We start from the raw sequence: 24,122 nt of genomic DNA, 5'->3' as shown, positions 1-24,122 counted from the left end.
CTGCTAGCGCCGAGCCATACCTTGGCGGATAACGATGACCCGATGGAAGGACACGCGGTGGCTGCGGACCCCACGCGACGCGACAAGGCGAAACACGAGCACGATCTCGGATTCGCGCACGACATGAAGGTGATGAATCGACGCCGCGCCTTGGTCTTCTTCGGCGCGGCGGGCGCCGCCACCGTGGCGGCGGGCTGCGCGGCGGACACCGGCAATGACTCCGCGGCGCCCACCACGGGAGCGGCGACCGGCGAAACACCGGCGGCAGCGCCGCAGGAAACGGCGGGGCCGTATCCGGGCGATGGCTCCAACGGACCCAATGTGCTGATCGAGTCCGGCGTGGTCCGCGGCGACATCACGACCAGCTTCGGACCCTATTCCGGCGTTGCCGAGGGCGTACCGATGACCCTGCGGCTGAAGCTGCGTGATCTCGCGAAGGAGGGGGCTGCGGGTGCGGACATGGCGGTGTACGTCTGGCACTGCGACCGTGCCGGGGAGTATTCGCTGTATAGCGATACCGTTCTCGAACAGAACTACCTGCGCGGGGTTCAGGTCGCCGATTCCGCAGGCGAGGTCACGTTCACCTCGATCTTCCCGGCCTGCTATTCCGGCCGCTGGCCACATGTCCACTTCGAGGTCTACGACACGCTGGCGACGGCCGTCGCGGGCGACAATGCCCGACTCACCTCACAGATCGCGCTCCCGCAGGACTCGTGCGAGGCGGTCTTCGCCGCCGACTCCGGCTACGCGCGCAGCGTCAGCAACATGTCCGGAGTAACCCTCGCCTCGGACAATGTCTTCGGCGACGGCTGGGACGCCGAACTCGCCACGGTCACCGGCACCCCCGCCTCCGGCATGGTCGTGGAACTCACCATCGGCGTCGCCGAGAAATCCCGAAACGTCGAGTCCGGCAATGGTTCTGGTCCGCCACCAGGGGGACCGCCGCCTGGTGGCCAGGGTGGACCGCCACCTGGCGCGCGGTGAGGCCGACGATCTGCCTCGCGCCGCCACACCGGCGTTTATCCTTGCGCGCCACCACTGCCCGAGTTCCGGTGACCGTCGCGGACGTCTGATCTTGCTGGTGGTATGACTACGGCGTGAGCACGATCCGGCCGAATACCTCACCGGCGTCCATCTTCCGGTGTGCCGACGCCGCTTGATCCAGCGGCAGGCATTCATGCACGACCGTCTGTAGTTCGCCTCGGCTCGCGGCGGCGAAGTGGTTGGTTCGCACCGTGTTTCGGTCGGCGAGAGGGATGCTGTCGGCGCTGAAGGTGGCGAACGAGAGGGAGCGTTGGAATGCCGCGATCAGCCGCATGCCGAAGTCGGCGGGTGGGGGTCCGCCGACGATGCCGAGGGTTACCACACGGCCGTTCGGTGCGAGCTTGTCGAAGAAGGTCGGCAGGTCGGGACCGGCGATGATGTCGATGATGACGTCGTAGTTCGGGGGAGCGGCGGTGTCACCCGCGCCCGCGCGGTCGAGCACGTGCGTCGCGCCGAGTGCGCGCAACCGAGCACCACGTTCGGCCGACGAGGTCGTGACGGCCACGGCGCCGGCGCCCGCGCTGGCCGCCAGCTGGACCGCCATGATCCCGATACTGCCCGCGGCGCCACGCACCAACACCGTCTCGCCGGGCGCGAAATGCGCATGGGCCAGGGCGAAGTGGGCCACCATGCCGGAGCTGCCGAGGGTAACGGCGTCGGTCGAGGACAGCGATTCGGGCAGCGGCAGCGTTTCCTCGACCGAGGCGACCGACTGTTCGACGTAGCCGCCGCCGGTGCCGGTGAACGCCCACACGCGTCGCCCGACCCAGGAAGGGGCGACGCCCGCGCCGACCGCGGTCACGGTGCCCGCGACCTCGCTACCGGGAACGAACCCTTCCTCGAAGCCGTACCCGCTGATCGCGCCCCTGCGGATCACGGCGTCCACACCGCCGACCCCGATCGCCGCATTGGTGATCAGCACCTGCCCGGCCGCGGGGGTGGGGGTCGGAATATCGACGACGCTCATGCCGTCGGGGCTACCGAACGTCTTGATCACGACTGCTTGCACGGTTTCTCCTCGGTCCATGGTTCTGTAGTTTTCGACGCTAATGGACACCCCCGTCCGTTTAGCTAAAGTGAGAGTGGTGCCCGAAGATTTGTCTCAGGTCCAGCGTTCCGACGCCATCGACAACCGCGAACGCATCCTCCGCGCGGCCCGCACCCTGTTCGCCGCCGAGGGCCTGGACGTGCCGATGCGTGAGGTAGCCCGGCGGGCCGACGTCGGCCCCGCCACCCTGTACCGGCACTTCCCGACCAAAGAGATCCTCGCGACCGAGGCGCTGCACGACCAGATGCGCGCGTGCACCGCCATCGTCGACGAGGGCCTTGCCGATCCGGACCCCGCACGCGGCTTCCGTCACGTGATCGAGCGAACCTTCGAGTCGAACGCGCACAGCCGAGGCTTCAGCGAAGCATTCATGTCCACGTTTCCGCGCGCGAGGGATTTCGCCGCCGACCGCGAATACACCCTGAAGGCGCTCGCCGAACTGGCCAACCGTGCCAAAGACCGCGGCTACCTCCGCAAGGACTTCGTCCTGGACGACCTGATCCTCATGCTCACCGCCCACCGAGGAATCCGCGCCGACTCCCCGGCCGCGCGGGTTGCCGCCTCCCGCCGCTTCGCCGCCTACGTGATCCAGGCGTTTCGCGCCTCCGCGGAGACCGCACCGCTCCCGCCGCCCGCGCGCATAGTCCCCGAATCAATCCCGTGACGGCGCTGCGGGGTTGGCGAACCAAACGGGTAGCGCAAGATAACTCGGCCGTCCGGGCTCCCCTCAGAGGAGACCGAGTTTCAGCATCAACGCACGATCCAAGTCGGCGAGTTCGGTCCCAGCGAGGCTGCCTTTGCACGCGCCGAGCCGTTCGGGTCCTATAGGACAAGCTGTGTCATTCGGGAAGCGACGCGCAAGGTTCGCAACGACGCAGGACCTCCGCCGCGGTGGTTCGCGGCGGAGGTCCTGTCGATGAGCGGGTCGCGTCAGCGGGTGTACTCGCGGTTGAAAAGCTTTCTGGACCACAGGTATCCGGTGAGCGCGACCACGGCGCACCAGGCCAGCGCGATCCAGGGATTGTTGCCGAGTGGTTCGTCCATCAGCAGGCCGCGCAGGGTTTCGATGATCGGGGTGAACGGTTGGTACTCGGCGAACCAGCGCAGGCCGGCCGGCATGGAGTCGGTGGGGACGAAGCCGCTGCCGAGGAACGGCAGGATGATCAGCGGCATGAGGATGTTGCTCGCGGTCTCCACGCTCTTGCTCACCTGACCCAGTGCGACGGCGAGCCACACGAGAGCGAAGGTCACCACCAGCAGGAAACCGGCGGTCGCCAACCATGCGCCCACGCCAGCGGAGGGTCGAAAGCCGACCAACAGTGCCACGCCGATCACCACGGTCAGGCTGAGCACCGTCTGGATGACACTGCCGAGCACATGCCCGGTGAGTACCGAGACCCGCGCGATATGCATGGTACGAAACCGCGCGATGATGCCCTCGGTCATGTCCATGGCGATGGAGATCGCCGTCCCCTGCACCGTGGCGGTGACGGTCATCAGGATGATCGCCGGCGCAACATAATTCACGTAGGCGGCGCGTCCACCGGTGGCCCCACCGAGTCCGGTGCCGAGCGTGTTGCCGAAGACGTAGACGAACAGCAGCAGGAACACGATCGGCATGCCGACGAGCATCACCGTCATCGACGGATAGCGCAGCATGTGCTCGAGATTGCGGCGCAGCATCGTCACCGAATCGCGCAGGGGATAGAAACGCAACGGGGTGTCGAGGACCTGGGTGCTCATCGGACGGTCACTTTCTTGTTCGAGTCGCCGGTGAGGGCGAGGAAGACATCATCGAGATCGGGTGTGTGCACGGACAATTCGTCGACCTCGATGGCCTGGTCATCGAGTTGGTCGATCACGGTCTTCAGCGAACGCAGGCTGCCGTCGCTGGGTACCCGGAGGGAGAGTGCGTCGTCGTCGCGGGCAACCCGCCCCAATACCTGTGCGGCCGTGTCGAGTCCGTGGGTGTCGGCGAAGCGCAAGCGCACGTGGCTACCGGGGATGCGGCGTTTCAGTTCGTCGGCGGTACCTTCCGCGACCAGAGTCCCGTTGTCCAGCACGGCGATTCGGTCGGCCAGTTGATCGGCCTCCTCGAGGTACTGGGTGGTGAGCAGGATGGTGACACCGTCGGCCACCAAGCCGCGCACGATCTGCCACATACTCCTACGGCTGCGCGGATCGAGGCCGGTGGTCGGCTCGTCCAGGAAGATCACCCACGGGTTGCCGACCAGCGTCATCGCGAGATCGAGGCGGCGGCGCATGCCTCCGGAATAGGTCGCCACCGGTTTGTCGGCGGCCTCGGCCAGGTCGAACTGTTCCAGCAGTGTGGTCGCGCGTTCGCGCCCTTCGCGTTTCGGCAGATGGTGCAGATCCGCCATCAGTAGCAGGTTCTTCCTGGCGCTGAGCAGATTGTCGACGGCCGAGAACTGGCCGGTGACGCCGATCGTGGCACGCACCGCGTCGGGTTCGGCCGTCACATCGTGTCCCGCGACGCGGATATCACCGGCGTCGGCGCTGATCAACGTGGACAGGATCTTGACCGTGGTGGTCTTGCCGGCGCCGTTGGCGCCCAGCAGTGCGAAGACGGTTCCTCGCGCGACGGTGAGGTCGACGCCGTCGAGGACGACGTGCTCGCCGTAGGATTTGCGCAGTCCGGTTACCGCGATCGCGGGGTGTTCGGTAGTCATAATGTCTCCTTCAGGAACGACGAATCGTGATGTCGCCGAATGAGGTACGCCCGCGCACCTCGACGGTCTCGTCGGATTTATCGGGTGCTGTGGTGTTGTCGAGCAGGTTGTGTACCTGGCCGAACGAGGTATTCATATCGAGCCACGCGGCGGTGCCCTCGGCGATGCCGACCGTCAATTCGCCCATCCCGGTGGCGATTTCGACCGATCCGCGAACCACTTCCGCGAGGCGAACGGCGCCGTGGGATGTTCTGACGACGACATCCGCACCGGGCCGTCCGATGGTGACGGAGCCGTTGGCCGAGCGAACCCGCACATTGCCGGTCGCCGCCTCGATCTCGGTGTCGCCGTTGGAGTTCTTGACCTCCACGGCGCCGTCCACTTCGCCGAGGTCGACTTTCCCCGTACTGGTATCGACCACGACATCGCCCGTCACCTGTCGCACGGTGATGTGCCCGGCCGAGGTGTTCGCCCGCAACGGGCCGGTGCGGGCGAGTTGCACATTGCCGACCGCGGTCTTGAACGTGCATTCGCCCAGCCGCCCGGTGCCGACGAGGTTGCCCACGTGCGTCTTTCCCGAGAATTCCGAACCGTCGGGCAGTTCGATGGTGACCTCGATCGACTTGGTGTCGCGGGAGAAGTCGAAGATCCGCGGCTTCGGCCCTGCCACGTTCAGCACGCCGTTGGCGAAGGTGACGCGGGTTTGCTCGGCGGCCTGTACAGCGGAGGTGTCGGAACCATCGCTGGCACGCACCTCGACGGTGGTGTCGGCGCGTTTGCTCGCGGTGATCCGCACATTGCCGACACCCAGTTCGAGCGTGACCGAAATCGGTTCTGGTGTATCGAATTTGGGCATAGTTGTCCCCTTGTCATGGGTAGGTGTTTCATCCCCGCAGTTCGGGGCGTGATGGGAAAGTTGGTGTCAGTGAACCCATCCGGTGAGTCGCTGCCTACCGCGCTTGCCGCTGACGTGTTGCTCGGGCCGTTGCAGTGCGGTCGAAGCCGCACGGACCAGCCAGGCGTTCACCGAGCGTCCTTCCTTGGCCGCGGCCTCTTCGACCGCGGACTTGAGCTGTTCTGGCAGCCGCACATTGATCCGCGCACTCGGCCCGTCCTCGGCGAAAGTCGCACCGGCATCCGGTGTCTCGGCCTGCTCGGCGGTGTCTTCGACCGGTTCAGCGGGCGTCGTGGTGACGACGAAGTTCGGGTCCCGTCCGCGCAGCCGCAATTCCACCGAACCGGGCGCCAGGTCGGTGGTGATCTCATCAGCGGCCGCCGACAACGCCTCCAGCAGTGTCATCCTGATCGCCGACTCCAGCGCCCCCGTCAGCCGCTGCGCCAACACTCGAGCATCCTCACCACCCGCTTCGGCGAGCGTCGCGAATTCCCGTCCGAGGTTGTTTACATACGCGGTCAAGTCCATGGTGCCAGAATGGCACATTGATGGCACATGCACAAGGGGATATGGCGCTCACGGGTCGGTTATACGGTGCCATCACCGGCTCTGGGTTCATGAATGACCAGGTCAAGCGGAGTTTCGGCGGTCACTGGCCGAGGCGTGCTCGGCGATGGTTTCGGAAAAGCATTTGCTGTGCGCATCGAATACGGACAAGATCATCGCGGTGCCGGGACGTTGCTCGTCTCGGTGTGTGGCCTCGAGATGACCGGCAATCGCCCTACTTCGCGGCAGAGATCAACTATTCGACGAAGGGAGCTCTCGATGAGCGATGGACCGGCAATCGTGGCGGCGGATCCCACCGTATTGCACCCCATGGTGGGGCAGCCGCGGGTGGTGTTGTTGAAGCCGCTGGTCACCTCGCCGTTGATCGAGGTGGGGGAGTTCTCCTATTACGACGATCCGGACGGTGCGACCGGCTTCGAAACCAAGAACGTGCTCTATCACTACGGGCCGGAGAAGTTGGTGATCGGCAAGTTTTGCGCGTTGGCGACCGGGGTGCGGTTCATTATGAACGGGGCGAATCATCGAATGGATGGGCCGTCGACCTTTCCCTTTCCCACCGTGGGTGGCGCGGCGTGGGCGCCTTTCGTGGAGCTGCTCATGGAATTGCCCAATCGCGGTGACACAGTGATCGGCAACGACGTTTGGCTCGGCTATGGCGTGACGGTGATGCCCGGTGTGCGCATCGGGCACGGGGCGATCGTCGCGGCGGGATCCGTTGTCACCGCTGATGTTCCGGATTACGGAATCGTCGGCGGGAACCCCGCGCGCCTGATCCGCATGCGCTACAACGACGACGATATCGCCCGTCTGCTGGCGGTCGCGTGGTGGGATTGGCCGCTCGAGCACCTCACCGCGAACCTGCGGACGGTCATGACGGGCAGCGTCAGCGAACTCGAAGCGGCCGCGCCTCGCGGGTGAAGCGCGCGGGTCGATCCTGGGCGCAAGAATCTGCTAACGGTAGGATAGAACTCCTGCTAATGGTAGTGAAAAATGTCTGCTAACGGTTGTTCAATTTTCCTGCTAACGGTAGTGTAGTGAGATGGGAAACTATCGGCGCCGCGTCGTAGACGGCGAGCTCGATGAGCTTCTGCCGGAGCTGTCCGCACTGGCAATCGAGGGTGCCAAGGGTGTAGGTAAAACCGAGACCGCGCTGCGACGCTCGGAGGTCGTGTACGCACTCGACGACGGCGTACAGCGTGACTTGCTCGCTGCCGACCCCGGCCGAATCAGTCGAGCTACCGGCACCGTTCTGATCGATGAATGGCAACGGCACCCCGCGGTATGGGACGAAGTTCGCCGCAGCGTTGACCGGGACCCACGTCCCGGCCGGTTCATTCTCACGGGCAGCGCGACACCCACCGAAGCGCCGATGCACTCCGGCGCGGGACGGATCGTCCAGGTCCGTATGCGTCCGATGAGTTTGGCCGAACGAGGGCTGGGCGCAACCACCGTCAGTTTGCAGGCGCTACTTTCCGGTCGACGCGATCCGATCGAAGGGGAATCAGCTGTTGATCTGCCAGGGTATGTAGACGAGATCGTCGGTTCGGGCTTTCCAGGGATCCGACCGCTGTCGGGCCGTGCTCGTCGGGCTCAACTCGACGGATATATCGCACGAATAGTCGAACGGGATTTTCCCGAACTCGGCCATCGGATTCGTCGTCCAGCGACACTACGTGCCTGGCTTGCCGCCTACGCGGCGGCGACTGGGACGACTACGGCGTACAACGCGATCCTGGATGCCACGACCGCCGGGGAAGTCGATAAGCCGGCGAAATCCACCACGATCACCTACCGCGATGTTCTGGCCCAGCTCTGGTTGCTCGATCCGGTGCCAGGCTGGCTTCCGGTCGACAATTCCTTCGCCCGGCTAGCTCGAGCCCCCAGCCATCACCTCGCCGATCCCGCGCTGGCAGCTCGACTTCTGAATTTGACCGCTGAAACCTTGCTCGCTGGTTCGGGAGCCAGCAAACGTACACCATTCGGTGCGAACACTCTTGGGCAACTGTTCGAGTCACTGGTTGCGCTGAGCATGCGGGTCTACGCGCAGAGCGCCGAAGCGGGAGTCAACCATCTGCGCACCCGCAATGGCGATCATGAGGTCGACTTCATCGTGACGGGGCCGGGCGGGCGGATCGTGGCATTCGAGACCAAACTCGCTTCGACGGTGGACGAACAGGACGTCGTTCACCTGCGCTGGTTGCGCAACGCCGTCGGTGACTTACTCGCTGACGCTGCGGTGATCACGACGGGCCGCAACGCCTACCGCCGACCCGACGGAATCGCCGTGATTCCCGCGGCCCTGCTCGGTCCGTAACCCGCACAGCCGCACCCGGGCGCGGGTTCAGTGGGCGTAGAGATCGGTGGCGCGCACGCCGGTCACAGCCAGCACGGAGTGATAGAGCCCCACATCATGAAGCCACGGTAGGCAGCAAAGCACCAGCTCATTGGGGTGATCGGCCTGGGCAGGTTGCTATTGTGCGCCGCCGCTGGGCCCGCGCCGGTGGGATTCGCAGCGTCTGCGTCAACTCCAGTTCTTCGCTGGCCGGTTGGTGGCGGCGCGGCGTTCGGCTTCCTTTTCCTTGACGCGTTCGGCTTCCTTCTGGACTTCGGCGTAGTTCGCGCGTTCGCGGATCAGCCAGTCCGGGGGGTCGGCCTGCAGGGTAGAGATTTCCTCGGCGGTCATGGCATCGGAGACGTCGGCGCGGGCGAGGCCACTGTTGGAGATACCGAGTTTGCTGGCCACCACGTCGCGCGGGAAGGGGCCGGTGCGGCGCAGGTCGGTGAGCCACTGCGGGGGATCGGTGCGCAAGCGTTCCAGCTCGGCGCGGGTGATGGGGGAGTCGCGGAACTCTTCGGGGGCCGCGGGCAGGTAGATGCCGAGCTTGTTGGCCGCGGTCAGGGGCTTCATCGTCTGCGGTTTCTTGTCCGGGCTCACCGCGACAGCTTATCGGGCTCGGCGAGTGGTTCTGACCAGGCCGTGCAATACGCTGGCTGGAATGAGTCGGTTGGAGTCCATCGAGGTGACGCGGCTGCGCTGGTTCGTCGCGGTCGCCGAGGAACTGCACTTCGCGCGTGCGGCGAAATCGGTCGGCATCACGCGGCAGCGATTGAGCCACGCGGTGCGCGATCTCGAAGCCGAGTTGGGGACGAAACTGTTTGTGCCAGGAGCACATCCGACGGAATTGACCGACGACGGCGCGGCTTTGCTCGCCGCGGCCCGCGAACGGATCGTCGAAGTGCCACCGGTCGAATCCGACACGACACAGCGCACGCTGCGGGTGGGTTTCGTGCCCGGCGTCACCGTCGCCAAATGGACGCGGATCTGGGCCGAACGTTTCCAGGACACTCCGCTCGAGGTGATCGCCGTGGCGCAGGCAGAGCAGGAGACCGCGTTGCGTGCGGGACGGGTGGACATGTGCTTCGTCCGACTGCCGATCGAGCGTGTGGGGATGAACGCGATCCCGCTGTATCGCGAGCTGCCGGTGGTCGTGGTGGCGAAGGAACACCCGATCTCGGTGTTCGACGAGGTGGTCTCGGCGGACCTGGCGCAGGAGATTCAGCAGGACGGCACGGATATCGACGAGGTGTCCGGCGCGATCGAACTGGTCGCGGCCGGGGTCGGCGTGGTGGTGGTCCCGCATTCGATCGCGCGGCTGCACGCCAGGCGCGATCTCGTCTACCGCACGGTCACCGACCTCGAACCGACCGACATCGCCCTCGCCTGGCCGACTGACAGTACCGACGACCTGGTGGAGGAATTCATCGGCGTCGTGCGGGGGCGTTCCGCACGCAGCTCGCGCTCGGAGTCGTCCACAAACGTTGCGGCGCAGAAGAAGCCAGCACAGAGTGTGCGTGCGAAGCCGTCGAAACCGGCTAAGAAGCCCGCGGCCAAGAAACCCGCGGGGAAGAAGCCGGTTCGGCGGCGTTCTCGCTGAGACTTCTCGGCGGTGCGGTCTGTCTCGTTCGCCACGGCACGTTGTAAGCCGCCGATACCGGCCAAGAGGCTCGCGGCTAAGAAGCCCGTGGGGAAGAAGCCGGTTCGGCGGCGTTCTCGCTGAGACTTGTCGGCGGTGCGGTCGGTGTCGCTCAATGCGGCACGATGTCGTTGTCGCCGAGGAAGCCGCGAAACCGGCTGCGAGAATCGCGGCTGAGAGACCAACGGGTGAAGTCGGTTCGGTGGCGTTCTCGCTGAGAACCGCTGTGGCGCGGGCTATCTCGACTACCACGACACGACAACGCCGTCGTCGAAGAAGAAGCCGCCGATACCGGCCGAGAAACCGTTGGGGCACAAGTCCGTTCGGCGGCGTTCCGCTAAGACTTCGCGTGCGAGGGGTCGAGGCGGGTAGCCCCGATCACCACGGCACGACGCCGTCGTCGTTGAAGAAGCCGCCGCGCGGTCCGTCATCCGGCAGGGTGGCGAGCTGGATGGCGATCGCGGCACCTTGTTCGGGTGTGCGTTCCGATTGGAAGCCGGTGAAATCGGTCGCGACGTAGCCGGGGCAGCCCACGTTCACGAGGACGTTCGTCTCGGCGAGTTGGCGCGCGTACTGCGCCGTGATGCTGTTGAGCATCGACTTCGACGGCGCGTACGCGGCCATGATCGGACCGGTCTGCCAGGCCAGCGAGCCCATGCTGCTCGACATGTTGACGATGCGCGGTGCACTCGCGCGCCGCAGGAGTGGCAGCATCGCGTTCGTTACTCGAACGACCCCGAACACGTTGGTATCCAAGACAGTTCGTACGACGTCGAGGTCGAGTGTCGTCGGATCCTGCGCGCCGCCGTCGGTCCTGCCGGAGATGCCCGCGTTATTGACGAGGACGTCCAGGCGCCCGGTTCTCTGCTCGAGTGTCGCGGCGGCCGCCGCGACACTGTCCTCGGAGGTGACGTCGAGGGCGAGGCCGAACGCGTCGACGCCCTCGGCTCGTAGTTTCTCGACGGCCTGTTCGCGTCTGGTGTCGTCGCGCGCACCGACCGCGACGGTGTGGCCGATCGCCCCGAGACCCTGGGCGATGGCGAAGCCGATTCCCTTGTTCGCGCCGGTGACCAGCGCGATCTTTGTGTCGTTCACCTCGCCAATGCTCGGCCTGTCGGGTGTTCGCGTCCAATACCGACTCGGTCCACTGTGATACTCGTCAGGTATCAGTCGGTAGGCTGCGCGGGTGGATTATCTCGAGACTCGCGAGCTCAGATACTTCGTCGCCGTCGCCGAGGAATTGCACTTCGGCCGCGCCGCCGAGCGGCTCGGGATCGCGCAACCGCCGCTCTCGCGCGCGATCGGTCAACTGGAGCGGCGACTCGGCGTCCAGCTCCTGGACCGCGACCGTCGTGGTGTGGCGCTCACCGAGGCGGGACGGGTGCTGCTTCGGGAGGCCATGGCGGCCCTCGACGCGGTCGCGGCCGTCGCGCGCAGGACCAAGCGGGCGGGAGATACGAAGCGGTCGCTGGTACTCGTGACGAAGGCGGGGGCCTCGCATGAACTGCTCCGACGACTGCTCGACAATTATGCGAACGAGCCCGACGCCGCGCCCGTCGAGGTGCTGCTGTGCGAGGTCGGAGAGCAGGCGGGGCTGTTGCGCGACGGCCACGCCGACGTGGCGCTGGTCCACCACCCGTACGACGACCTCGCCGGGTTCGATACCGAAAACCTCAGCGTCGAAGGCCAAGTCGCGATCCTGCCCGCACAGCATCCGCTCGCGGCACGCGATCAGCTCACGCTGGCGGAAGTCAGCGATGTGGCGGGCCTGCCGATCGCGCGGTGGCCGAGGATGGACGGCACCTACCCGGATGGGCCGGGGCCGGAGGTGCACACGCAATCGAAGCTCGCGCAGCTCGTGGCGCTCGGCAAGACATTGCTCGTGATCCCCGCCTCCAGTCGCGCCTGGCAGTGGCCCGAGCACGTCGCGGTGCCGGTGATCGACGCACCGGAGGTCACCACCGTGTTGGCATGGCCACCGAGCACTCGCTCCCAGGCGGTCGCGGCACTCGTCCGCTCAGCGATAGCGACAGGATCCGAGGCGTGACCTCGGGTCGATGAGAATCATACGCGGACAGCAGGATTCGGCCGCGTCGGAAGGGCGCATGCTGTCGGTCGGTGGGCATATCCGCCGCGCCGTCGCACGCTGCCGTCGGCACAGGGGTCTGGCGTGGTCGCGGAGTACTTGCTCCCCGGGTGGTTGTGGCCCTTGTCCTCGCAGCGGCAGGGTCCGGGGTGTGACGTTTTGCTCGATGAGAATCACACGCGCACAGCGGGATTCGCATCGGGAGGGTGGCGAGGCATCGGCCTGGTGACGTATCCGCAAGATCGTCGCACGCGCACCGGCAGCGGATCCGTTGCCGGTGCGGGGCGGGAAAGTTACCTCGGCTTGCGGCGCAGGACGGAGTCGCGGATGAGGATGGCGACGATGGCGACGGCGCCGCCGATGAGGTAGAGGTCCTCGACCTTGCCGCTGTGGTTGCCGATCAGCATGGCCAGCAGGATGAGTGCGACGACCCAGCCCGCGATGCGGAACGTGCGACGAGATTCGCCACTCCAACCCCACGCGGCGGACGGAACTTCGGCGGGGTCCACGGTGGTCGCGACGCGGCCACTGCCGCGCTCGGTGTCGGTGGTTTCGAGTTCCGTGGCGGCCACGATCGCTCCTAGGTGGGTTCGGGCGCCGCGCGCGGCGCGCACTCGATGAGCTACTGCCGCTTATCGTGACATACGACGGGGCGTCGTTGACAGTCGGGCGTTGTTCATGGCCGCTCACCGCGCGTTTTCGCGGGCGCCGCGCGTGGTCCACAATGAAGCCGTGTCCGACATTGTGAGAGTCCTGCTGCTCGGCAGCACCGGTTCCATCGGTACCCAGGCGCTCGAGGTGATCGCCGCCAACCCGGAGCGGTTCGAGGTGGTCGGGCTCGCCGCGCGGGGTGGCAATACCGAGTTGTTGGCCGCGCAGATCGCCGCGACGGGTACGCGCAATGTCGCGGTCGCCGATCCCGCGGCCGCGCGGGCGCTGGACGTGCCGCTGGGTGGTGCGGGTGCGGTCACCGAATTGGTGCGGCGCACCGAAGCCGACGTGGTGCTCAACGCGTTGGTCGGTTCGCTCGGTCTCGAACCCACCCTCGCGACACTGGAATCGGGCACCACTTTGGCCTTGGCGAACAAGGAATCCCTGGTGGCGGGCGGCTCGCTGGTGACGCGCGCTGCCGCCCCCGGACAGATCGTTCCGGTCGACTCCGAGCACTCCGCGTTGGCGCAATGCCTGCGCGGTGGGCGTGCGGAGGAGGTGGACCGGCTGGTGCTCACCGCCTCGGGCGGACCGTTTCGAGGCTGGAGTTCCGAAATGCTGGAATCGGTGAATCCCGCCGAGGCCAAGGCGCATCCGACGTGGTCGATGGGTGTGATGAACACGCTCAATTCGGCGTCGCTGGTGAACAAGGGCCTCGAATTGATCGAGACGCACCTGCTGTTCGGCATTCCTTACGACCGCATCGATGTCACCGTGCACCCGCAGTCGATCGTGCACTCCATGGTCACCTTCACCGACGGCTCGACCCTGGCACAGGCCAGTCCACCCGATATGCGGCTGCCGATCGCGCTCGCGCTGGGCTGGCCGAACAGGGTTCCCGGCGCCGGGTCGGCCTGTGATTTCAGCACGGCCTCGACCTGGACTTTCGAACCCGTGGACGAGACCGTGTTCCCCGCGATCGAGCTGGCGCGGGCGGCGGGCACCGCGGGTGGCAGCGTCACCGCCGTCTACAACGCGGCGAACGAGATTGCGGTGCAAGCGTTTCTGGACGGTGTGCTGCGTTTTCCCGACATCGTGCGCACGGTCGCCGCCGCGGTGGAAGCGGCCGACCGGTGGCGGGCCGAGCCGGATTCGTTGGACGAGGTGCTTGCCGCGGACCGCTGGGCGCGCGAGTTCGCCCGCGCGCACGTCGGTGCGCGCGGCTGAGAAGGAGTGGGCGAGCGACCCGCTCGGCAACTACGGCGTCGGTATGCCCTGTCGCCGCGGTGACCTCGGTGAACGCCCCCTGGTCGGCGCCGAACTCGACCGCGCGAGACGCCCGTGATCGCGGCCTCCCGCTGTGCGTTGCGCACTGGTGACGCGGCCCGTGCGCGCGGCCGGTTACTGTGGTCGGTGCTCGCGACCATTCCCGGACGCGTGCGGGCGGATGAAGACGAGCTGCGCAACGCAGGAGGGCAGTAGAACTAATGGTGTTCGCGTTGGGGTTCGTGCTGTTCGCGCTCGGCATCACGATTTCGGTCGCCTTGCACGAATGTGGACACATGTGGGCCGCTCAGGCCACCGGGATGAAGGTGCGACGCTACTTCGTCGGCTTCGGACCGAAGGTGTTCTCCTTCCAACGCGGCGAGACCGAATACGGACTCAAGGCGCTGCCACTCGGCGGGTTCTGCGACATCGTCGGCATGACCGCACTGGACGAGGTGGAGCCCGAGGACATCGACAGGGCGATGTATCGCCAGGCCACCTGGAAGCGGTTGGTGGTGATGTGCGGCGGCATCGCGATGAACTTCATCCTCGGCTTTCTGATGATCGTGCTGCTCGCGGTCGGCTGGGGTCTGCCGGTGCTCGATCAACCCACCGACGCCACCCTCGGCGAGACCAGTTGCGTCCAGCAGCAGAAGCCGGACCGCACGGTCGTGCCGTGCACAGGCGACGGACCCGCACAGCGCGCGGATCTGCGCGAGGGCGACGTGGTCACCTCGGTCAACGGCGTGCGGGTGAGCAGCTGGGAGCAGTTCCAGGCCGAGACGCAGAAGCAGAGCGGCCCCTTCGACTACCTCGTCGAACGCGACGGACGCACGATCACGGTGCCGGTCAGCCCGGAGCGGGTCATGCGCTACCCGGAGGACGGCGGGCCCGGCCGTGAGGTCGCGGCGGTGGGTGTGACGAAGTACTTCGCCGAACCGGTGCAGTACGGCTTCTTCGCCGCGATCCCCGCGTCGGTTTCCTTCACCGGTGACATGTTCGTGCTCACCTTCCAGTCACTGGCCAGGATGCCGGAGAAGGTCGCCGACCTGTGGACGGCCGTGACCGGTGGCGAGCGCGACGTCGATACTCCGGTGAGCGTCTACGGCGCCAGCAAGATCGGCGGCGAGACCGTCGAACGCGGCCTCTGGAACATGTTCATCATGGTGCTGGCCAGCCTGAACTTCTTCCTCGGCGCCTTCAATATCCTGCCGCTGCTGCCCTTGGACGGCGGCCACATCGCGGTCGTGCTGTACGAGAAGATTCGCAACACCCTGCGCAAGCTGCGTGGCCTGACTCCCGGTGCCCCGGTGAACTATCTGAAGCTGCTGCCACTCACCTATGTCGTGGTGGTGATCGGTGGTGCGTACATGGTACTGACGCTGGTCGCCGACATCGTCAACCCGATCAAGCTGTTTCCCTGAGTTTCCTTCGGGGCGGTAGCCTGTCGCGTGCACGGATCAGCGCGTGACGGTGCACGGTGTCGGTGGTCTCACAGGATCACCGGTCGAGACGCGGCTAAGCTCGAAGGCATCGGCGCTAGAAGTTATCGGCCACGACACACTCGCACGAAAGTAGGCAGCCGAAGGTGACCAGCACAATCGGATTGGGCATGCCCGCCGCACCAGCGGCAGTTCTCGCGCCACGCCGCAGGACTCGCCAGCTACAGGTGGGCAGTGTGGGAGTCGGCAGCGACCACCCGATCTCGGTGCAGTCGATGACCACCACCAAGACCCACGATGTCAACGCCACTTTGCAGCAGATCGCGGAGTTGACCGCGTCCGGTTGTGACATCGTGCGCGTGGCCTGCCCGCGTCAGGAGGACGCGGACGCGCTGGCCACCATCGCGCGCAAGAGCCAGATTCCGGTCATCGCCGACATCCACTTCCAGCCGCGCTACATCTTCGCCGCCATCGACGCGGGCTGCGCCGCGGTGCGGGTGAACCCCGGCAATATCAAGGAATTCGACGGCCGCGTCGGCGAGGTGGCGAAAGCCGCTGGGGCGGCGGGTATTCCGATCCGGATCGGGGTGAACGCCGGTTCGTTGGACAAGCGGATGATGGAGAAGTACGGCAAGGCCACCCCGGAGGCACTGGTCGAGTCCGCGCTGTGGGAGGCGAGCCTGTTCGAGGAGCACGGCTTCGGCGACATCAAGATCTCGGTCAAGCACAACGACCCGGTGATCATGGTGGAGGCGTATCGCCAGTTGGCCGCGCAGTCGGATTATCCGCTGCACCTGGGCGTGACCGAAGCCGGTCCCGCGTTCCAGGGCACGATCAAGTCCGCCGTGGCCTTCGGTGCGCTGCTGGCGGAAGGTATCGGCGACACGATCCGGGTGTCGTTGTCGGCGCCGCCCGCCGAGGAGATCAAGGTCGGCGGGCAGATCCTGCAATCGCTGAACCTGCGCCCACGCAAGCTGGAGATCGTGTCCTGCCCATCGTGCGGCCGCGCGCAGGTCGACGTGTACACCCTGGCCAACGAGGTGAGCGCTGGCTTGGAGGGCATGGAGGTTCCGTTGCGGGTGGCCGTGATGGGCTGCGTGGTGAACGGGCCTGGTGAGGCCCGCGAGGCGGATCTCGGGGTGGCCTCCGGCAACGGCAAGGGGCAGATCTTCGTCAAGGGTGAGGTCGTCAAGACCGTGCCGGAAGCGCAGATCGTGGAGACGTTGATCGAAGAGGCGATGCGCATCGCCGAAGGCATGGAGGAGTCGGGCGAGCCGGTCGTCTCCGTCGGCGGGTAGCACACGACCCGATGGTCGAGGACGTCGGTCGTACCCAGCGTTTTCGGATACCCATACCGTCTTCACGCCGTTCGTGGCAGGCTGTGCTCGTGCGGAGTTTGCTGGAGCCGACGCGCAGGGCGGTCAAGTATCTCCCTGCCCGGCAACTCACGAGCCGAGATCTGCCACAGGTGCTGCGGGTGCTCGATGCGGACCCGGTGGCCTCGTGCATGGTCGCGGCCCGGCTGGAGGAATTCGGTCTCGACGCGCGTTGTGGTTACGGCGAATTGTGGAGCAGAGGCGGCCCCGCCGAATCATTGTGTTTCTCCGGGGTCAACATGGTCCCGTTGCACGGTAGTCCCGAGGCGTTGCGTGCGTTCGCCGACCGCGCCTTGCGTTGGCCGAGGGTGTGTTCGTCGGTGGTGGGCCGCCAGGAGTTGGCGTTGCCGCTGTGGGAGATGCTGTCGCCGCAGTGGGGTCCGGCGCGGGAAATTCGCCGCGACCAACCCTTGCTCGCCCTGGCCGAACCCCCGCTGGCCACCCCGGATCGGCAGGTGCGGCGGGTCCGTCCCGCCGAGATCGAACGATATCTGGCCGCCGCGATCGCGATGTTCATCGAGGAGGTCGGCATCGATCCCCGCGCGGGTGACGGCGGGCGCGGCTATCGCCGCAGAATCTCCAGCTTGATCGAATCCGGCCGGGCCTGGGCACGTTTCGAGGACGGCGAGGTCGTGTACAAGGCGGAGGTGGGTTCGTTGTCGCGGCGCACCGGCCAGATCCAGGGTGTGTGGGTGCATCCCGACCAGCGGGGAAGCGGCCTCGGCACCTCGGGCACGGCGGCGGTGGCCAGCGCGGTCGTCGCATCGGGTCGCACCGCCAGCCTGTATGTCAACGACTACAACACCATCGCTCGACGCGCCTACAGTCGCGTGGGTTTCCGACAGATCGCCACGTTCGCCACCGTGTTGCTGAACTGACATTCGCGGCCGGGGACGCGCTGGCACGTCTTGTCGTCGAATACCGGTGCGGCACAGTCACGCACACGATGGTGACCGTTACGATCGGTTGCGATGTCGATTCGGATGTTCAGTGCGCTGATCGTCGCCGCCGTGGCGGTGGCGACGGTGGGGTGCGCGCGTGGCCCGCAGGGGCCGCTCGCTGTCGCGGAGGCGTTCACCTCGGCGTTCGCACAGCACGACGTGCCCGCCGCGGCCGATCTCACTAATCTGCCGGAGAAGGCAAGCGCCGCATTGGGTTCGGCGTGGGACAACTTGCAGGCCGAGGAGCTGACCGCGCGGGTGGGCTCGGCCGACGTCACCGGTGATACCGCGACCGTCGAATACACCTACGAGTGGCGGTTACCGAAAAACCGGACCTGGACGTATTCGGGCAAGCTCCAGATGGGGCGCAGCGGCGGCCACTGGTCGGTGCGCTGGACCTCCTCGAACATTCACCCCAAGCTCGGCGACACCCAGACGTTGGTGCTGCGCGCCGAGCCCGCGCCGCGCGCCAGGGTGAACGAGCAATCCGGCAGCGATGTGCTGGTGCCGGGCAAGGTGGTGCGGATCGCGTTCACCGCACGCGAGGCGACCGATGCGCGCGGGGTGGCGACCACGTTGGCGAACACCTTGCGGCCGTTCGACGACAAGCTCACTCCTGATGCGATCCTGCACGCCGCGAAGTCCGCGGGCGGCGGCTACCCGGTGGCGGTGCTCACCGAGAACGAATTCGATGCGGTGCGCGGCGATCTGCTCGGCCTGCCCGGGGTGGTGTTCACCTCGGAGTGGGACATGGTCAGCACCGACCGTGATTTCGCGCCCGACCTGATTACGCAGGTTCGTCAGACCGTCATCGACGAGGTGGACGGCAAGGCGGGCTGGAGTGTTTCCACGTTGAACGCCAACGGCGCCGACACCGATGTGCTCACCGAGGTCCAGGCCCAGCCGGCGCCGTCGTTCGCGTTGAGCGTGGATCGCAATGTGCAGAACGCCGCGCAGCGGGCGGTGGCCGCGCCCACCGAGCAGACGATGATGGTGGTGTTGCGTCCCTCGACGGGCGCGATTCTCGCGGTCGCGCAGAACGAAGCCGCCGACAAGGACGGTCCGATCGCGACGATAGGCCGGTTCCCGCCGGGGTCGGTGTTCAAGACGGTGACCGCCGCGGCGGCGATGGCCGAGGGGCGCGCGACCCCCGATTCCACGGTGCCGTGTCCGAGCCGAATCACCATCGGGGAACGCACGATTCCCAACTACGACTTCTTCGGCCTCGGCGACGTCTCGATGGCGACGGCCTACGAGCGTTCCTGCAACACTTCCTTCGCTAAGCTTGCCAGCGAACTGCCCGCCGACGCGTTGTCCGATGCGGCTGCGAAACTTGGTGTGGTGCAGGGGTATACGGTTCCCGGCATTCCGATCGCCGCCGGCTCGGTGCCGCCTTCCGACGACCTGATCCAGCGCACGGAGGATGGGATCGGTCAGGGGAAGGTGGTGGTGAGCCCGTTCGCGATGGCGATGATGGCGGCGACGGTCGCGCACGGGTCGACGCCGGTGCCGTATCTGATCGAGGGGCGCCACACCGAGATCGACGGTGATCGGCCCGCGGTGGCACCGGAGGTGATCGACGGGTTGCGCGCGATGATGCGTCAGGTGGTCACCGGAGGCACCGCGGAGCGGATCGCCGATCAGGGTGAGATCTACGGCAAGACCGGCGAAGCGGAGGTGGCGGGTGGCTCACACGCGTGGTTCGTCGGCTATCGCGGTGACATCGCCTTCGCCACGCTGCTGGTCCGTGGTGGCAGTTCGGACCATGCCGTGCGGGTGACCAGGGATATGTTCGCGGCGTTGCCGCCGGGGTACTGAGCGGGTTGTCGGATCCGCGTCGAGCCAGCGAGGAAGGGCCGGGCGGTTCGGGATTGGCGCGACTCAGGCGCGATGCAGTGCGGCCGCGAGGTGGTGTTGCAGCGGCTCACCGACCGCTTCCATGCGCAACCGGTAGTCGATGGTGTCGCCCGCGAGTCGGATCGAACGGCCGAGGGTGTTCACCAGTTTCGCGGTGCTGCTGCGTCCGATGCTGGTGGAGTCGAGTTCCATCCGCACCTCGTCGTCGGTGACGACCAATGTGCCCTCGCAGATTTCGGTGATGCCGGTGGGGTGGGCGAGAATGAATTCCACCCGATCGGGGCGTGGGCACCGCAGATATCCGGTTTCGGCGTGCAGTCCGCGCCCGTCGTCGGCGGAGCGGGTGCGTTGCCGATAGGTGAGGAACGGTCGGCCGAGGTGGCCGAATCGAATTTCCTCGACATAATCGAACGGCTGAATTGTCGGATACTCACCGCGGCCGTTGCCGCGCCAGACGCCGAGTAGTGGAGCCAGGGGTGCGATATCGGGGTGTGGCGCTATCGGCGGATGGGGTTCGGACACGGCGCACAGCCTAAACCCGATCTCGTGGCGCCGCTGACCGACTCCCGTCTTCGGGGTGGAACTCGCTAAGGGTCACCTAAACGTCGAGCGTGCGGTGCTGCGACGGCGGTAATGCGCGAGGAATCATCGCTCACATCAATTGCGCGGAAGGTCAGTGCCTTTCGAAGCCGCGGGTCGCCGAGTCGCGGATCGAAACAATGGGTGTTCGCTTCGAGACCGCGGAAAAATGGTCAACCGTCCTGTGCTTCGGCCTTTCCGTCCTGCTGATTTTCTTGGTGCCGAGGTCTCGTTTTGGTGATCTTGAAACCCCGGCGCCGCCGAAAACCCTTCGAGTAATACCGAATAGCTATGACGGCCTGGTCGATGATCCTGAAAATGCCCCTTACCCAGGGTTTTCACGGCATCCGCTTGCGCGCATCAAGATCGTCGGCCAGTGCGCCGTCGCGACCGGTGTGAATACCCTCCCGAATCTGGGATTCGGGGCGGTTTGTGACTATTCATGCTTGATCGGCATGACAAGGGTGGTGAGGTCGCCGTCGGTGGCGGAGCGCAGGGTCAGGGGTTGGGCGGGGGTGGAGAGGTCGAGCATGATGTCGGGACCGAGTGCGGTTTCGATCGCGGGACGCAGGAGGTGCGGGTTGAAGTGCAGAGTGAGGTCGTCGCCGGTCACCGCTGCCGACAGGTGTTGTGTTGCGCGGTCTGTGCCCGCGATCGCGAGCCCTTCCTGTGTGATGGCGAACGACACCGAGGTGTAGTCGGATTCGAGTCCCGCCAGGAGAGCGTTTCGGTCGATGACGACCCGCGTGCTCACCGGTGCGAGACCTGCCAGGAGGGTATCCAGGTCCGGGAACTGTTCGGGGATCGTTCGGCAGCGGTAGTCGGCGTGCGCGGCGACCGCGAGGTGCAGGCCGTCTGGGGCGGGCGCCGCGACCACCTCGTCCGTGTCGGTGAGTAGATCGATGACGGTGTCGAGGTCTCGGGGGTCGAGGACCAGTGCCCAGTCGCCACGGTGGTCGCGGGGAACCAGGGTACGGGTGGACAAGCGGTAGCGATCGGTCGCGGCAACGGTCGTCGAGTTCGTGCTCACGACCACCGAAACCCCGGTGAGTACCGGGATTTCAGGATCGGTGGCCGCGGCGGAACGCACCTGTCGGATGGCTTCGGCGAGTAGGTGGCCCGACAGCGCGACGTAATCGCCGCTCGGCCGGGCGGCGAGTTCGTGTTTGATCGACTCGGCGGTCTGGATGGCCTCGCGCGCTCGCAGCTCCAGGCGCTCGACGTGCTCGTCGAGGAGTTGGTGTGCGTGCGCGGTGTCCTCGGTGAGGATTGCCGAGATCTGGTCGAGGGGAACCTCGATCGTGCGCAGACGGCGGATCAGGTCGGCGCGACGGCATTGCTCGTCGGTGTAGTAGCGGTAGCCGGTGATCGGGTCGACGCGCGTGGGCGTCAGTAGGCCGCAGTCGTCGTAGAAACGCAATGCGCTCACGGTGAGGCCGCTGGCCTTGGCGAGAACGCCGATCGTGATCAGTGTGGCTGGCTCGGTTTCGGTCACCAGGCAATCATGGAGTCTCAGGTAGCCGGAGGGTCAAGCGCGAAGATCGGGTCGGTCGGAATTGGTTCCGGGGAGGTCGTGCTGGTGGCGCCGCGCCCATTCCCAGGCCGGACGCAGTGCCACGGCGAGTTCGGTTCCCGCCGGGGTCAATTCGTAGGACTTGTCGGCGTTCTTGGTGATCAGGCCAGCCGATTGCAGCGTCTGCATACGGACCGACAGCATGCTGGAGGAGCAGTTGTCCATGCGTCGGCGCAGCTCGAGGAAGCCGAGGCGGCCGGGTTCCAGTTCCCAGAGGGCGCGCAGAATCCACCGTTGGCCCAGTAGTTCCATTGTCGACAGTACGGGGGCGTCGGCGGGGTCGGCTCGGCCACGTGGCGCGCGTGGCGGGTTTGCGCTTCTCATTCAGAACTACCATAGTGATTCTGAATCAGAAGCACTGCGGCGGTCGAGAGGGAAATGGTGGACGAGTCGAATACGCGGCGAATCATGGTGATCACCGGCGCTTCGCGCGGGATCGGCGCCGAGACCGCGCGCGTCGCGGCCGCGCGCGGTGACCACGTGGTGATCAACTATCGGGAGAAGGCGAAGCGGGCCACCGTGCTCGCCGAAGCCATCGAAGCCGAGGGCGGCAGCGCGTCGACGGTGGGCGCCGACATCGCCGACGAGGCCGAGGCCGGTCGGCTGATCGCAGCGGTCGTCGCGGAATTCGGACGCCTGGATGTGCTGGTTCTCAATGCTTCCGGGGGACTGGAACGCGGTGCCGAGCCCGATTACGCGATGGCGATCAATCGGGACGCACAGTTACGCCTGGTTCGACTTGCCTTGCCGCATATACCATCCGGTGGTCGCATCGTGTTCGTGACCAGTCATCAGGCGCACTTTCACGGTCGCAAACCCGTTCCCGCCGAATACGAGCCGATCGCGGCGAGCAAGCGTGCGGGGGAGGACGCCTTGCGCGCGCTGCGGCCCGAGCTCACCGAACGCGGCATCGATCTCCAAGTGGTCTCCGGCGACATGATCGACGGCACGATCATCGTGCAGCTGCTGCGACGCCGTAATCCCGACGCTGTGGCCGCGCGCACCGAACACGGCGCGCTGCCCACCGTCACCGAATTCGCTACCGCCGTAGTGGATGCCGCCGACGCGGTCTCGGGTCTGGGGCACACCACGTACGTCGGTGGGCAGGACTACCTGGCTGGCGCGTCGACCGACTGAGCCGACGACCCGGCACGGGTAGGTATTCCGGTGCTCGGCTACCGCGAAGGGCTACGCGGTCGAGGTGACAGTGGTTCGCCGGATCCGAACGCGGCGGGTGCGACCGGGTGCGGTAATGGCACATCCGCCACGATCACACGGTTCAGCATCGTGGCCGGGGCAGCTGGCCGCAGCCGCGCCGAAGGCCATGATCGATGACCGGGCGGCTGCCCGACTGCCCGCCTTGACGGAGACGGGCAGCACCTGCGCCCTGCGAGGTGCGGGACGCACAGCGTCGCGCGGTACTACTCGGTCGACCGAGGGTGTGCGGCAGCGCTTTTCGACCGGGTCGGCCGGGAATCTCGGAATCTCGAAAGAGTGCGAATCGCGCCCGGTGATGATCGGTGCGGCGGAGCGCACCCGATGTGCCGGATTCGGCGAAGTATCCCCCGTGGTCGATAGCGACCAGGTCGTGCTGCTGAGCGGTAAGTGCTATTTTCCCCGTCCGAACAGGCGGAAAGATCGGCTGCGTCTTCGCGGCAAGGTGGCGTACACCAGGGTCATATCTGCGAATACCTCGGCGTCGCGCTCGGGGTCGGCGCCGAATTCATTGCGGCCGAGCACCTGTTTCACGTTGTGGATCGAGAGCGAGGGCAATAGCCCCGAGAGCGAGGAGGATAGTCGTTCGGTGTCGTCGTTGTTCTCGTGGTCGCCACGATGGCCGAGCAGCATATGGCCGACCACGTGCAGCACGATGTGCTCAGCGGCGCGATCGGCGGCTTCGGCGTCATAGACGATGATGTCGTCGTGTGCACGGGCGATCCATAGGCCGCCCACCCGGCAGCCCAATTCGGTGAGCATTGCCTTCGGTGCGGTGCGCACGCTGATGGAGCGGCCGCGATGGGCCGCCACTGCCGCCAGATAAGCGGTCAGGTTCCACGGGTTAGGAAGGGGCACAGTTTGGGTCGTGGTACCGAAACGGGCTTCCATGCTGGTCATCGTGGGCCACACTACCCA

At 66.3% G+C, this 24,122-nt stretch carries 24 protein-coding genes; 12 read left to right on the top strand and 12 right to left on the bottom strand.

All coding sequences use genetic code 11. The features are described from left to right. Window positions 1-42: 42 nt before the first annotated feature. Window positions 43-984 (top strand): dioxygenase family protein, encoded by a 942-nt coding sequence (locus ABEA50_RS16920; RefSeq protein WP_345496612.1) that lies wholly within the window; start codon window positions 43-45, stop codon window positions 982-984. Window positions 985-1,090: 106 nt separating this feature from the next. Here the strand turns inward: ABEA50_RS16920 and ABEA50_RS16915 are convergent, their stop codons facing one another. After that, window positions 1,091-2,053, bottom strand: coding sequence for a zinc-binding dehydrogenase (locus tag ABEA50_RS16915; protein ID WP_345496355.1), 963 nt, complete (start codon window positions 2,051-2,053; stop codon window positions 1,091-1,093). Between the two features lie 76 nt (window positions 2,054-2,129). Between ABEA50_RS16915 and ABEA50_RS16910 the strand changes: the two genes are divergently transcribed. After that, complete coding sequence (locus ABEA50_RS16910) at window positions 2,130-2,756, top strand: TetR/AcrR family transcriptional regulator (protein WP_345496354.1); 627 nt, start codon at window positions 2,130-2,132, stop codon at window positions 2,754-2,756. 266 nt (window positions 2,757-3,022) lie between these two features. Here the strand turns inward: ABEA50_RS16910 and ABEA50_RS16905 are convergent, their stop codons facing one another. The 4 genes from ABEA50_RS16905 to ABEA50_RS16890 form a co-directional block, all read right to left on the bottom strand. Beyond that, window positions 3,023-3,835: an ABC transporter permease gene (locus tag ABEA50_RS16905; RefSeq protein WP_345496353.1), complete on the bottom strand. Its 813-nt coding sequence runs from the start codon at window positions 3,833-3,835 to the stop codon at window positions 3,023-3,025. Continuing rightward, the gene (locus tag ABEA50_RS16900; RefSeq protein ID WP_345496352.1) at window positions 3,832-4,782 is read right to left on the bottom strand and encodes an ATP-binding cassette domain-containing protein; all 951 of its coding nucleotides are present in this window, start codon (window positions 4,780-4,782) and stop codon (window positions 3,832-3,834) included. The genes ABEA50_RS16905 and ABEA50_RS16900 overlap by 4 nt, the downstream gene beginning before the upstream one ends. A 10-nt stretch (window positions 4,783-4,792) precedes the next feature. Beyond that, window positions 4,793-5,638 (bottom strand): DUF4097 family beta strand repeat-containing protein, encoded by an 846-nt coding sequence (locus ABEA50_RS16895; protein ID WP_345496351.1) that lies wholly within the window; start codon window positions 5,636-5,638, stop codon window positions 4,793-4,795. Window positions 5,639-5,704: 66 nt separating this feature from the next. Then, on the bottom strand, window positions 5,705-6,205 hold the full coding sequence (locus ABEA50_RS16890) for a YlcI/YnfO family protein (RefSeq protein WP_345496350.1): 501 nt from the start codon (window positions 6,203-6,205) through the stop codon (window positions 5,705-5,707). A gap of 297 nt (window positions 6,206-6,502) precedes the next feature. On the opposite strand from ABEA50_RS16890, the gene ABEA50_RS16885 reads away from it, so the two are divergent. Then, window positions 6,503-7,162: a CatB-related O-acetyltransferase gene (locus ABEA50_RS16885; protein ID WP_345496349.1), complete on the top strand. Its 660-nt coding sequence runs from the start codon at window positions 6,503-6,505 to the stop codon at window positions 7,160-7,162. 121 nt (window positions 7,163-7,283) lie between these two features. Beyond that, window positions 7,284-8,558, top strand: a complete 1,275-nt coding sequence (locus tag ABEA50_RS16880; protein ID WP_345496348.1) for an ATP-binding protein — start codon at window positions 7,284-7,286, stop codon at window positions 8,556-8,558. 207 nt (window positions 8,559-8,765) lie between these two features. Here the strand turns inward: ABEA50_RS16880 and ABEA50_RS16875 are convergent, their stop codons facing one another. Further along, window positions 8,766-9,179, bottom strand: a complete 414-nt coding sequence (locus tag ABEA50_RS16875; protein ID WP_345496347.1) for a DUF5997 family protein — start codon at window positions 9,177-9,179, stop codon at window positions 8,766-8,768. A 61-nt stretch (window positions 9,180-9,240) separates the two neighbouring features. On the opposite strand from ABEA50_RS16875, the gene ABEA50_RS16870 reads away from it, so the two are divergent. After that, entirely contained in the window at window positions 9,241-10,179 is a 939-nt protein-coding gene (locus tag ABEA50_RS16870; RefSeq protein WP_345496346.1) for a LysR family transcriptional regulator, read from the top strand. A gap of 417 nt (window positions 10,180-10,596) precedes the next feature. On the opposite strand, the gene ABEA50_RS16865 is transcribed toward ABEA50_RS16870, so the two are convergent. Beyond that, on the bottom strand, window positions 10,597-11,313 hold the full coding sequence (locus tag ABEA50_RS16865; RefSeq protein ID WP_345496345.1) for an SDR family oxidoreductase: 717 nt from the start codon (window positions 11,311-11,313) through the stop codon (window positions 10,597-10,599). Window positions 11,314-11,404: 91 nt separating this feature from the next. On the opposite strand from ABEA50_RS16865, the gene ABEA50_RS16860 reads away from it, so the two are divergent. Continuing rightward, on the top strand, window positions 11,405-12,265 hold the full coding sequence (locus ABEA50_RS16860; RefSeq protein ID WP_345496344.1) for a LysR family transcriptional regulator: 861 nt from the start codon (window positions 11,405-11,407) through the stop codon (window positions 12,263-12,265). Between the two features lie 332 nt (window positions 12,266-12,597). Here ABEA50_RS16860 and ABEA50_RS16855 read toward each other — a convergent pair whose 3' ends face one another. After that, entirely contained in the window at window positions 12,598-12,876 is a 279-nt protein-coding gene (locus ABEA50_RS16855; RefSeq protein WP_345496343.1) for a DUF2631 domain-containing protein, read from the bottom strand. 160 nt (window positions 12,877-13,036) lie between these two features. Here ABEA50_RS16855 and dxr point away from each other — a divergent pair, with 160 nt between their 5' ends. The 5 genes from dxr to ABEA50_RS16830 all read left to right on the top strand — a co-directional run bounded on the left by dxr (window position 13,037) and on the right by ABEA50_RS16830 (window position 19,798). After that, window positions 13,037-14,182 (top strand): 1-deoxy-D-xylulose-5-phosphate reductoisomerase, encoded by a 1,146-nt coding sequence (dxr, locus tag ABEA50_RS16850; RefSeq protein WP_345496341.1) that lies wholly within the window; start codon window positions 13,037-13,039, stop codon window positions 14,180-14,182. 260 nt (window positions 14,183-14,442) lie between these two features. Continuing rightward, window positions 14,443-15,645 (top strand): M50 family metallopeptidase, encoded by a 1,203-nt coding sequence (locus ABEA50_RS16845; RefSeq protein WP_345496340.1) that lies wholly within the window; start codon window positions 14,443-14,445, stop codon window positions 15,643-15,645. Between the two features lie 164 nt (window positions 15,646-15,809). Continuing rightward, entirely contained in the window at window positions 15,810-16,961 is a 1,152-nt protein-coding gene (ispG, locus tag ABEA50_RS16840; protein WP_345496339.1) for a flavodoxin-dependent (E)-4-hydroxy-3-methylbut-2-enyl-diphosphate synthase, read from the top strand. A gap of 89 nt (window positions 16,962-17,050) precedes the next feature. Further along, window positions 17,051-17,917, top strand: coding sequence for a GNAT family N-acetyltransferase (locus ABEA50_RS16835; protein WP_345496338.1), 867 nt, complete (start codon window positions 17,051-17,053; stop codon window positions 17,915-17,917). Window positions 17,918-18,010: 93 nt separating this feature from the next. After that, window positions 18,011-19,798: a penicillin-binding transpeptidase domain-containing protein gene (locus ABEA50_RS16830; RefSeq protein ID WP_345496337.1), complete on the top strand. Its 1,788-nt coding sequence runs from the start codon at window positions 18,011-18,013 to the stop codon at window positions 19,796-19,798. A 63-nt stretch (window positions 19,799-19,861) separates the two neighbouring features. Here the strand turns inward: ABEA50_RS16830 and ABEA50_RS16825 are convergent, their stop codons facing one another. From ABEA50_RS16825 to ABEA50_RS16815, 3 genes are all read right to left on the bottom strand, one after another. Then, window positions 19,862-20,359, bottom strand: a complete 498-nt coding sequence (locus ABEA50_RS16825) for a peroxynitrite isomerase (protein ID WP_345496336.1) — start codon at window positions 20,357-20,359, stop codon at window positions 19,862-19,864. A 493-nt stretch (window positions 20,360-20,852) separates the two neighbouring features. Continuing rightward, window positions 20,853-21,911, bottom strand: a complete 1,059-nt coding sequence (locus ABEA50_RS16820) for a DNA polymerase III subunit beta family protein (protein WP_345496335.1) — start codon at window positions 21,909-21,911, stop codon at window positions 20,853-20,855. A 33-nt stretch (window positions 21,912-21,944) separates the two neighbouring features. Continuing rightward, complete coding sequence (locus ABEA50_RS16815; protein ID WP_345496334.1) at window positions 21,945-22,313, bottom strand: winged helix-turn-helix transcriptional regulator; 369 nt, start codon at window positions 22,311-22,313, stop codon at window positions 21,945-21,947. A gap of 54 nt (window positions 22,314-22,367) precedes the next feature. Between ABEA50_RS16815 and ABEA50_RS16810 the strand changes: the two genes are divergently transcribed. Further along, window positions 22,368-23,126, top strand: a complete 759-nt coding sequence (locus ABEA50_RS16810; protein WP_345496333.1) for an SDR family oxidoreductase — start codon at window positions 22,368-22,370, stop codon at window positions 23,124-23,126. Window positions 23,127-23,597: 471 nt separating this feature from the next. Here ABEA50_RS16810 and ABEA50_RS16805 read toward each other — a convergent pair whose 3' ends face one another. Then, the gene (locus ABEA50_RS16805; protein ID WP_345496332.1) at window positions 23,598-24,104 is read right to left on the bottom strand and encodes a hypothetical protein; all 507 of its coding nucleotides are present in this window, start codon (window positions 24,102-24,104) and stop codon (window positions 23,598-23,600) included. Between the last annotated feature and the right edge of the window lie 18 nt (window positions 24,105-24,122).

The sequence above is a fragment of the Nocardia callitridis genome (assembly GCF_039543305.1).
Taxonomy (GTDB): domain Bacteria; phylum Actinomycetota; class Actinomycetes; order Mycobacteriales; family Mycobacteriaceae; genus Nocardia; species Nocardia callitridis.
Note: the sequence above shows the minus strand (reverse complement) of the source record. Positions and strands in the feature narration are given on the sequence as shown.

What these genes read in the sequence shown, in the direction of transcription:
- ABEA50_RS16810 (WP_345496333.1), top strand. Translation starts at nt 22,368, where the DNA reads ATGGTGGACGAGTCGAATACGCGGCGAATCATGGTGATCACCGGCGCT.
- ABEA50_RS16880 (WP_345496348.1), top strand. Translation starts at nt 7,284, where the DNA reads ATGGGAAACTATCGGCGCCGCGTCGTAGACGGCGAGCTCGATGAGCTT.
- ABEA50_RS16890 (WP_345496350.1), bottom strand. Translation starts at nt 6,205, where the DNA reads ATGGACTTGACCGCGTATGTAAACAACCTCGGACGGGAATTCGCGACG.
- ABEA50_RS16815 (WP_345496334.1), bottom strand. Translation starts at nt 22,313, where the DNA reads ATGAGAAGCGCAAACCCGCCACGCGCGCCACGTGGCCGAGCCGACCCC.
- ABEA50_RS16845 (WP_345496340.1), top strand. Translation starts at nt 14,443, where the DNA reads ATGGTGTTCGCGTTGGGGTTCGTGCTGTTCGCGCTCGGCATCACGATT.
- ABEA50_RS16895 (WP_345496351.1), bottom strand. Translation starts at nt 5,638, where the DNA reads ATGCCCAAATTCGATACACCAGAACCGATTTCGGTCACGCTCGAACTG.
- ABEA50_RS16830 (WP_345496337.1), top strand. Translation starts at nt 18,011, where the DNA reads ATGTCGATTCGGATGTTCAGTGCGCTGATCGTCGCCGCCGTGGCGGTG.
- ABEA50_RS16905 (WP_345496353.1), bottom strand. Translation starts at nt 3,835, where the DNA reads ATGAGCACCCAGGTCCTCGACACCCCGTTGCGTTTCTATCCCCTGCGC.
- ABEA50_RS16805 (WP_345496332.1), bottom strand. Translation starts at nt 24,104, where the DNA reads ATGACCAGCATGGAAGCCCGTTTCGGTACCACGACCCAAACTGTGCCC.
- ABEA50_RS16885 (WP_345496349.1), top strand. Translation starts at nt 6,503, where the DNA reads ATGAGCGATGGACCGGCAATCGTGGCGGCGGATCCCACCGTATTGCAC.
- ABEA50_RS16870 (WP_345496346.1), top strand. Translation starts at nt 9,241, where the DNA reads ATGAGTCGGTTGGAGTCCATCGAGGTGACGCGGCTGCGCTGGTTCGTC.
- ABEA50_RS16920 (WP_345496612.1), top strand. Translation starts at nt 43, where the DNA reads ATGGAAGGACACGCGGTGGCTGCGGACCCCACGCGACGCGACAAGGCG.
- ABEA50_RS16900 (WP_345496352.1), bottom strand. Translation starts at nt 4,782, where the DNA reads ATGACTACCGAACACCCCGCGATCGCGGTAACCGGACTGCGCAAATCC.